Genomic DNA, 8665 nt, shown 5'->3' on the forward strand with positions numbered 1-8665 from the left:
CTTTGGTTACTTTCATTTGGCGCGACAAATGTTCGCGCAGCGGGGGTTCGCTCACTTCGCGCAGCGAAGTTATGCGAACACCAAAGTGACCCGCCCGCCGGGGCGGACTCCCGGCGCACCCGCGGGAAGTAGGAAGAAACAACCACGCGAAGCGCCGCAAAGAAATCAGCGCGACTTCCGATAGTCCTCTTCAAACGGCAAAAAGTCCTCTTCCGCCAACGCGTCCTTCGTCCACGCCGCCACGCTCGGCAAGGCCTGTACCCGGTCGATGTAGCCCTGGATCACCGCCGGCACTGGCAGCCCATAGGTCACGATGCGCTTGACCACCGGCGCGAAAAAGGCGTCGGCGATGGTGAACTCGCCGAACAACAGTGGCCCCTTGTGGGTGGCGAGCAGCTCGCTCCACATCTGCGCGATGCGGGCGAGCTCGGCCTGCGCCTGCGGCTTCTCGGCCAGCACCTTCTTGCCGATCTCGGGCAGCGAGGCCTCGATGTTCATGCCGAAGAGGGTGCGCAGCGCGCTGAAGCCGGAGTGCATCTCGGCACACACGCTGCGGGCACGAGCGCGCGCCTTCACATCGGTGGGCCACAGTTTCTTCTCGGGGAACTTCTCGGCCAGGTACTCGGCAATCGCCAGCGTGTCCCAGATCGGGAAGCCATCGTCGACCAGCACTGGCACCTTGCCGACCGGGTTCAGGCGCAGGAGCTCGGTCTTGAACTGGGAGCCGGCGTCGAAGGAGTCGAAGCGAACCATGCGCTCCTCGAAGGGGATGCCGGTCTGCTTGAGCAGCACCCAGGGGCGCATGGACCAGGAGGAGTAGTTCTTGTTGCCGATGTAGAGCTGCATGGGCGCGTGTTCCTTGAGTCGGGGAAGGGGCCCACGATGCTACGGTGACTCTGCGGCATTCGGCGATGAGACTTGCGCGCAGCAGTGATGCCGCGCGCGCATCGACATCAGGGCAGGTCCTTCTCGACCGCCGGCACCGGGCCCACGCGCGGGCCGACGGTGCCGCCGAGCCGCGTCTTGAGCGGCGTGGCAGGCGCTGCCGTCGACGGCGTGGCCGGGCCTGACAGCAGCTGCGAATAGATGACGGCATTGCCCAGCACCTTCTTCACGTAGTCGCGCGTCTCGGTGAAGGGCACGTTCTCGGCCCAGGCGGCGGCCTCCATCACCGGCCCTTCGCGCCAGCGGCGCGGACGGTTGGGGCCGGCGTTGTAGCCGGCGGCGGCGAGCAGCTGCGAACCCTCGAAGTCTTCGACCACGCGGCTCAGGTACTGCGTGCCCAGGCGCAGGTTGGCGTCGGGCTGGGTGACGTGTTCGGGGTTGAAGCTCACGCCGATCTTCTTGGCCGTCCAGCGCGCGGTGGCGGGCATCAGCTGCATCAGGCCACCGGCGCCGGCGCTGGAGCGGATGTCGGCGGTGAAGCGCGACTCCTGTCGCACCAGGCCGTACACGTAGGCCGGGTCCAGGCCAGTGTCGCGTGCGTTGCCCAGGATCTCGCGCCGGTAGGGCAGCGGGTAGCGCTGCGCCACGTTCACCTCGGCCTTGGTGCGCTCGCTGGTGTTGATGCACTGCTGCCACAGCTCGCGCTCGCAGGCGTACTGCGAAGCGGCCATCAGCGCGCGGTCGTCCATGCCGCGCAGCGTGAAGTTCCATTCGCGCACGCCTTCGTTGCGCAGGCCGAGGGTGATGAGCTGGGTGGCACGTGCCAGGCCGGCCTCGCGGGTGGCGGCCTTCTTCTCGTCGTCGGTGAGCGGTGCGGGGGCTTCGGGCAGCACCAGCGGCTGGCCCAGGTCTTCGGCGGCAAGGATGCCGTAGAAGCTGAGCTGGCCGGCGATGCCGGTGAGCATCTCCTGCGCCTGCGCCAGCATGGGCGCGGGCTCGGTCGAATCCTGGGCCAGGGCCTGCAGCGCACGTGCCTTCCAGTAGACCCAGGTCGGCTCACGCTGCTCGCTGGCGCTCATGTCGTTGATGGCCTGGACCACCTGCTGCCAGCGCGGCTTGGCCGTGCCGTTGCCCACGCGCAGCGCGGCGCGGGCCTTCCAGGCCAGGGTCTCGTCGGGCCACTCCATCGCCGGCGTGGCCTTGGCGGCCAGCAGGTCGGCGCGCTGGTAGTAGGACGAGGCCTCGGGCAGGAGCTTGATCGCCGCTTGCTTGGCCACGGCCGCCCACGCCCAGGCGGCCAGGTCTTTCGGCAGGGCGCTTTCCCACTGGCTGCCCAGCGAGGCGGCCGCGGCCTCGGGGTCGCTCCCGGCCTGGCGCATCAGGGCCAGGGTGATGAGCTCCTTGTCCTGGCGCGTGCGCGGCGTGGTGCTGGCGAGGTAGCGCACCGGGTTGTCGATCGCGTTGCCGATCTCGGTCTCGGCCTGCGGGTTCACCAGCAGCGCCGCCTGGCGCGCGGTGCGCGGGCGTCCGGCCTCGACGGCCAGGCGCGCGCGGCGCCAGGCATCGTTCTCGTTGAGGGTGCCCGCCGCGTACAGCGCGGTGCCGAGCTGCGCGCAGCCGTCGACCGCATCGCGCTGGTTGAACCAGGCGGCGCGCGCGGCGCTGCGGTTGTCTTTGCCGTCTTGCAGGTCGGCCAGCGCGGCGTAGCAGGTGACCTCGCGGTCGTCGTTCATGCGAAAGCGCGGGTAGTCGGCGGCCAGGGCCTTGAGGTCACCGCGGCGGCCCAGCTCCAGCAGCCAGTCGTTGCGCAGCCGGTCTTCCACGTAGGTGCCGCTCCAGCGCTTGTAGAAGGCCTCGATCTCGCTGGGCGCTGCCGCGAAGAGCCGGTTGCTCAGCTCCCAGTAATCGACCCACTGCGCCAAGGGGTGGCGCTCGGCCAGGGCGGTGGCGCGCAGGGCGGCGAGGCGGCGGGTGTCCTTCTTCTTCAGCGCTTCGCGCGCTTCGACGATCACGTCGTTGCCGGTCTGGGCGCTGGCCGGCGCGGTGCTGAGCAGCAGGCTGGCGGCCAGCACGGACAGGAGCATGCGGGTGTGGGTCACGAGAGTCGACCCATATACTGATTTCGATTGCTTGTTCAACGGTATTCCTATGACCTTGCCTGCGCGCCAGACCCTTCGTCAACGTTTGCTGGAGTCGCGCGAGCGGTTCGTGTCGTCATTGGGCAGTGGCGAGGCGCAAGACGCGCTCGCGGCGCATGTGTCGGGAGTGCTGGCCACCTTGGAACCCGAGTGCCTGGGTGCCTACTGGCCGATTCGATCCGAATTTAACGCAGGCGCGCTGTGGCGCGCCGACAAGGTGAACACTTCCTTTTCATTGGCGTTGCCTTTCACGCGGCGCGAACCGCGACAAATGCACTATCGGCAGTGGGATGGCCGTGAACCGACGCTGCGCGACGAATGCGGCATTGCTTCGACCGCCGGCCGCGAAATCGTTCCCGACGTGGTGCTGGTGCCCTGCGTGGGCTTCACCGCCAGCGGCTACCGGCTGGGCTATGGCGGCGGCTACTTCGATCGCTGGCTGGCCGCGCACCCGCACGTCACGGCGGTGGGCGTGGCCTGGTCGGTGGGCGAGATCAGCGAATCCGAGTTCGCGCCCGAGCCGCACGACCTGCCGCTCGCAGCCGTGGTGACCGAGCGCGGCGTGGTGGCGTCCTGAAGGGTCAGGCCTCGCCGAGCGCCTTGCGCGTCTGCGCGGCGCGCTGCTCCACCCAGCGGCAGAACTCTTCCACCTCCTGGCGCTGCCGGCTCGCGCCCACCGTGATGAGCCAGTAGGCCTGCGGCGTGACGATGCGCCCACCGGGGCCGAAAGGCTCGATCAGGTCGCCGCGCTCCAGCTGTTCGGCCACCAGCGGCAGGCGCGCCAGCGCGAGGCCCTGCCCGGCGAGCGCCGCCTGCACCTGCTGGTAGGTGAAGTTGAGGTACAGCCAGCGCCGTGGCTGCACGCCGTGCGCACCCATCTGCGCCAGCCAGTAGCGCCAGCTCAGGTACTCGGCGCTCGGGCGCGGGTCGTCTTCTTCGGTCACCGTGTACTGCGCGATGTGCTCGGGCCTGGACAGCGGCGGCGAGGCACCCTGGCGGATCTGCTCGGCCAGCCAGGGGCTGATGACCGGCGTGATCACCTCGCCGAAGAGGCGCTGCGCGTCCGGCGGCGCCTTGTGGCGGCCGCTGTAGCGCAGGATCAGGTCGAACTCGGGGTCGTCGGGGTTGGCGAGCACGTCGGTGGCCTGCACGCGGATGTCGATCTCCGGGTGTTCGCGCTGAAAGGCCTCCATCGGCGGGATCAGCCACATCGACGCGAACGAGGCGAAGGTGTTCACGCTCACCACGCGCCGCCCGCGTGACTGGCGGATCTGCTGCACGCTGGCGTCGATGCGCGACAGGCTGGGTGCGAGCACGCGCAGGAACTGCGCCCCTTCCGGCGTGAGCTCCACCTTGCGGGTGCCGCGCAGCAGCAGGGTGGCGCCCAGGTCCTCCTCCAGCGCCTGGATCTGCCGGCTCACGGCCGACTGGGTGAGGCTCAGTTCCTCGGCCGCGGCGCGGAAGCTCAGGTGGCGCGAGACGGCCTCGAAGGCCCGGATCGGGCCCACCGAGAGCGGGCGGCGGCGGAAGTTATTCATGAGCAAAACGCGTTAATCGCTTGTTGGCAATTCATTGGACGGTGCTCCAGCGCAGGCCTATTCTCTAGCTAACCAAGGGTCACAAGGCAAAGCAAGGAGCCCCGCCATGAGCCAATCACTGATGCAAAGCAAGCAAGAGTCTACGTCGTCTTCCGCCCTCTGGGCCGTGGCGCCTGGCCAGGCGATGCGCCTGAGCATCGGGCCCGGCGAGCGCGAATTGCACCTCACCGAAGGCCGGCTCTGGCTGACGCGTGCGGGCACGGCCGAGGCGCCGTCCGAAGACATCTGGCTGGAGGCGGGCGACCACCTCCTGCTCGATTCCGGCAGCCACTGGGTGGCCGAAGGCTGGGGCGCAGCGCGCTTTCAGCTCTTGGTGCCACCTTGCGCTGCCACGGGCTTGCGCTTCTTCCTGGCGGGCTTGGTGTTGCGGGCACGCAGCGCTGCCTCCATCGCCAGGCGGGCCCAGGGGCGCATCAGCATGGGCGACTCCATGGCGTCCTCGGGCGCGCTCCAGTAGCTGGTCGACACGCGTTTCTGTCCGGCGGCCTCGTAGGTGAAGGGTTCGCAGCCCGCCGCCTCGAAGCGCGGGCGGGTCTGCTCGTCGGTCTTGAGGTACAGGCGCTCGGCGATGGCCAGGGCGATGAAGACATCGTCCACATAGAAGCCGTGGCCGCTGAACATGCGGCCGGCACGTGCCGGCCCGAGCGGGCCCAGCAGCTCCAGGCAATGCGCCGCGAATTCCGATTTCGCGGCTGGCTTCGCTGCGGGTTTCTTCGTCGCCATGCGTTCACACCTTCTCAGCCCTTGGGTGCGGCGGAGATCGGCAGCCGCACCACCGCGCGCAGCCCGTGCGGTTGCACCGACTGAAGCGACACGCTGCCACGGCTGCGCTCCACGATCTCCTTGACGATCGCCAGCCCCAGGCCGCAGCCGTTGCCTTCGTGGGTGGCGCGCACGAAACGCTCGAATACGCGCTCGCGGTCGGCCTCCGGCAGGCCGGGGCCGGTGTCTTCGACCGTGACCACGGCGTCGTCGCCCTCGGCACGCGCGCTCACGGTGACGCTCGCGCCGCGGCCGGCATAGCGGATGGCGTTGTCGACCAGGTTGACCAGTGCCTCGCGGATCAGCATCACGTTGCCCAGCACGTGCAGCGGCTTGTCAGTGGCCGGTGCGTCGGAGGAATCGTCTTCGTCGCTGCCGAGGTCAATGCCGGCGGCGATGGCGCGTGGCACCTGCTCGGCCGCCACCTCGCGCGCCAGGCGCTGCAGGTCGAAGCGCGTGCGCGACTGGGCCATGGCCGCCTCGGGTTCGGCGCGCGCCAGCGCCAGCAGCTGGCTCACCAGGTGCGCGCTGCGTGTGGCGCTCTCGTGCACGCGCTGCAGGCGCGCGCGCAACTCGGGGTCGGCGTTGACGGTGCTGCTGGCGAGCGCGAGCTCGGTCTGGCTCTTCAAGCCGGCCAGCGGGGTGCGCATCTGGTGCGCGGCGTCGCTGATGAAGCGCTTCTGCGCATTGACGTTCTCGCGCACTTCGGCGAGCAGCGCGTTCAGCGCCATGGCGAGGCTGCGCACCTCTTCCGGTGCGGCCTCGACGCGGATCGGCGCCAGGTCGTTGGTGACGCGGCTTTCCACCACGCCGCGCAGCCGCGCCAGCGGTGCCAGGCCGCCGCGGATGCCGCCCCACACGATGACCGACATCAGCACGATGAGCAGCGAGAGCGGCAGCGCGGTGTCGATCAGGATCTGCCGCGCCAGCTCTTCGCGGCTGGCGCGGCTGCGCGCCACCTGCACCAGCATGCGCTGGGGCTTGCCGGGTTCGCCATAGGCGAGGTAGAGCGCGACCACGCGCACGTTGATGTTCTGTTGCTTGCCATCGCCGAAGTTGGTGTGGTCGGGGATGACCGGGATGACGGCGTCGTAGAGGTAGGGCACGCCGAGCGACGGGTTGGTGATGCTGGCCGGCGGCGCGGGCATCTGCCGGTTGCCGAGGATGAACTCGCCCGGCGGCGTGCTGACCATGTAGTACACGCGGTCGTCGGGGTCGGCCTCGATGATGTCCTGTGCGGCGCGCGGCAGGTCGATGTAGAGGCCGCTCCCGCTGGGCTTGACCTGCCGCGCGAGCGCCCGCGAGGCGGTGGACAGGCTCGCATCGATGGCCTGGTTGGCGTAGCGGTCGGCCAGCTGGTAGGTGAAGCTCGCGGCCGCGAACCACAGCACCAGCTGCGGCAGCAGCAGCCACAGCAGCAGGTGGCGGTGCAGCGAGCGCGTGCCAGGCGACAGGCCCGGGAGGCGGCGCAAGGCCCGGAACAGCATCACTCGTCTTCGGTTTCGAGCAGGTAGCCCAGGCCGCGCACGGTGCGGATCGACACCTTGGAGCCTTCGAGCTTGCGCCGCAGGCGGTGGATGTAGACCTCGATCGAACCGGGGTTCTGTTCGTTCACGTCGGGTGTCCAGCCCTGCACGATCTGCTCCTTGGTGACCACACGGTCACGCTGCGTGAGCAGCAGGTCGAGCAGCGTCCACTCGCGCGGGGAGAGGTCCAGCGGGGTCTTGTCGATGCTGGCGCGGCGCGCCTCGCGGTCGAAGCGCAGCAGGCCGGTCTGCTGCAAGGTCGGGTGGGCCGCAGCCCCGTGGGCGCGTCGCAGCAGGGCGCGCAGGCGCGCCTCCAGCTCGGGGAAGTCGAACGGCTTGGTGAGGTAGTCGTCGGCACCGGCGTTGAGGCCGGCCACGCGCTGCTCCATGCCGTCGAGCGCGGTCAGCACCATCATCGGCAGGGCGGGTTTGACGGCGCGCACCTTCTTCAGCACCGTGAGGCCGTCGACCAGCGGCAGGCCCAGGTCGAGCACGCCGATGTCGAAGTCCTGGCGCAGCAGCAGGTACTCGGCGACCGCGCCGTTGGGGGCGACTTCCACCTCGAAGCCGCTGGCATTCAGGTTGGTGGTGAGCGCGTCGGCGAGGATGGTGTCGTCTTCGGCGAGCAGGAGTTTCATCGGGCAGTCGATTTCGCGTGCCCGCGATGGTAGGGCAGCGCCTTGCGCTGCCGCGGGGTGTTTCCCCCGGGGTGTTGCTGTCTTGCGCCGTGTCACCAAGGGCTTACAGCTGCTGCAGGATCTCCCTGCGCTTTTGCTGGTATTCCTCTTCGGTGATGAGGTTGCGTTCGCGCAGGCGCTTGAGCGTCTCCAGGCGCTGCTCGGCGTCCGCCGGCCTGGCGGCGGCGGGAGCCGGTGCGGCGGCTGGCGTGGGCGCCGGGGCGACAACCGGGGCAGGAGCCGCCGTGGGAGCTGCCGCGGCGCTGAGTTGCAGCCAGTCGGCGCGCTTGTTCGCCACGCCGGCGCTTTCCAGCGCGGTGCTGCTGGCGGCTTTGCGTGAGGGGTAGCTGAAGCGCGGCTGCACGTTGGTGCCGCGGTAGGTGTCGTAGAAGGCGTAGCGTGCGTCGCGCACGATGAACTGCAGTGCGCCGCCTTGCACGAACATGCGGGCGGTGATGGCGGTGGGCGAACCCAGCAGGCCGCCTTCGCGCCGCGCGCTGCTCAGCAGCAGCACGTCGTCGGCTGGCGCAGCGCGTTCCAGCGCTTGCGACAAGGGTTCGATCAGTTCGGCGAGTTCGTCTTTGCCGAAGAGGGTGATCCGCTTGCCTGCCGACACGAATTGCACGCGAGAGAGCTGCTCGTGCAGCGCCTCGGGCGCGATGCGCGCCGGGTGCTGGTTGGGCTCGCTGCCCGCTTCGCGTGCCACCAATTGGATGTTGGTGAACTCGTGCAGCTGCCAGTTGCGCTGCTCCCCCGCATGGCCGGTGACGAGTCCGCCGGCCAGAAGGCTGCCGCACAGCAGTTGTGTGACCAGGCGGCGCCGGTTGGTGGTGTGGGGGAGGGTGCGCATGCAGGTTTCTCCAGACAAAGGGAGCCCGAAGTGTGCACCGGAGCGTGCGCTCCGGTGCACCTGCGGTCATCAGAACCAGACTTCGGCTTGCGCGCCCCAGCTGGTGCCCTTGGTCTTGCCGTTGCCGAGACCCGTGAGCCCACCGATGCCGTTGGCGGCGTTGGCGGCGTCATTCCACTTGGCCGTGGTCACGTACAGGCGCAGCTCCGGGCGGTTCCAGAAGCCCGGG

The 8665-nt window shown here is 69.3% G+C and carries 9 protein-coding genes and 1 pseudogene; 2 read left to right on the forward strand and 8 right to left on the reverse strand.

The window, feature by feature from the left end; genetic code table 11:
• Positions 1-165: 165 nt before the first annotated feature.
• The gene (locus VFL64_RS11000) at positions 166-846 is read right to left on the reverse strand and encodes a glutathione S-transferase family protein (RefSeq protein WP_489540419.1); all 681 of its coding nucleotides are present in this window, start codon (positions 844-846) and stop codon (positions 166-168) included.
• A gap of 107 nt (positions 847-953) precedes the next feature.
• Complete coding sequence (locus VFL64_RS11005) at positions 954-2969, reverse strand: lytic transglycosylase domain-containing protein (RefSeq protein ID WP_489540420.1); 2016 nt, start codon at positions 2967-2969, stop codon at positions 954-956.
• Here VFL64_RS11005 and VFL64_RS11010 point away from each other — a divergent pair.
• Positions 2968-3600 carry a 5-formyltetrahydrofolate cyclo-ligase gene (locus tag VFL64_RS11010; RefSeq protein ID WP_489540421.1) on the forward strand — a complete coding sequence of 211 codons (633 nt, stop codon included), beginning with the start codon at positions 2968-2970 and terminating at the stop codon, positions 3598-3600. The two genes, VFL64_RS11005 and VFL64_RS11010, sit on opposite strands and share 2 nt — an antisense overlap.
• Before the next feature lie 4 nt (positions 3601-3604).
• On the opposite strand, the gene VFL64_RS11015 is transcribed toward VFL64_RS11010, so the two are convergent.
• The gene (locus tag VFL64_RS11015) at positions 3605-4561 is read right to left on the reverse strand and encodes a LysR family transcriptional regulator (RefSeq protein ID WP_489540422.1); all 957 of its coding nucleotides are present in this window, start codon (positions 4559-4561) and stop codon (positions 3605-3607) included.
• A gap of 121 nt (positions 4562-4682) precedes the next feature.
• On the opposite strand from VFL64_RS11015, the pseudogene VFL64_RS11020 reads away from it, so the two are divergent.
• Positions 4683-4901 (forward strand): annotated as a pseudogene (locus VFL64_RS11020) (DUF2917 domain-containing protein); the annotation flags it as partial.
• 23 nt (positions 4902-4924) lie between these two features.
• Here VFL64_RS11020 and VFL64_RS11025 read toward each other — a convergent pair.
• The 5 genes from VFL64_RS11025 to VFL64_RS11045 all read right to left on the reverse strand — a co-directional run.
• Positions 4925-5344 carry a TfoX/Sxy family protein gene (locus VFL64_RS11025; RefSeq protein WP_489540423.1) on the reverse strand — a complete coding sequence of 140 codons (420 nt, stop codon included), beginning with the start codon at positions 5342-5344 and terminating at the stop codon, positions 4925-4927.
• Between the two features lie 14 nt (positions 5345-5358).
• A complete protein-coding gene (locus VFL64_RS11030) occupies positions 5359-6870 on the reverse strand; it encodes a sensor histidine kinase (protein WP_489540424.1) in 1512 nt (503 codons plus the stop codon).
• Positions 6870-7547 (reverse strand): response regulator, encoded by a 678-nt coding sequence (locus VFL64_RS11035; RefSeq protein ID WP_489540425.1) that lies wholly within the window; start codon positions 7545-7547, stop codon positions 6870-6872. The genes VFL64_RS11030 and VFL64_RS11035 overlap by 1 nt, the downstream gene beginning before the upstream one ends.
• A gap of 103 nt (positions 7548-7650) precedes the next feature.
• Positions 7651-8436, reverse strand: coding sequence for an SHOCT domain-containing protein (locus VFL64_RS11040; protein ID WP_489540426.1), 786 nt, complete (start codon positions 8434-8436; stop codon positions 7651-7653).
• 69 nt (positions 8437-8505) lie between these two features.
• Positions 8506-8665 (reverse strand): carbohydrate porin (locus VFL64_RS11045; protein ID WP_489540427.1); only part of this gene is annotated, 160 nt, incomplete at its 5' end.

This window comes from Rhizobacter sp. (assembly GCF_035702065.1).
Lineage (GTDB): Bacteria > Pseudomonadota > Gammaproteobacteria > Burkholderiales > Burkholderiaceae_C > Rhizobacter.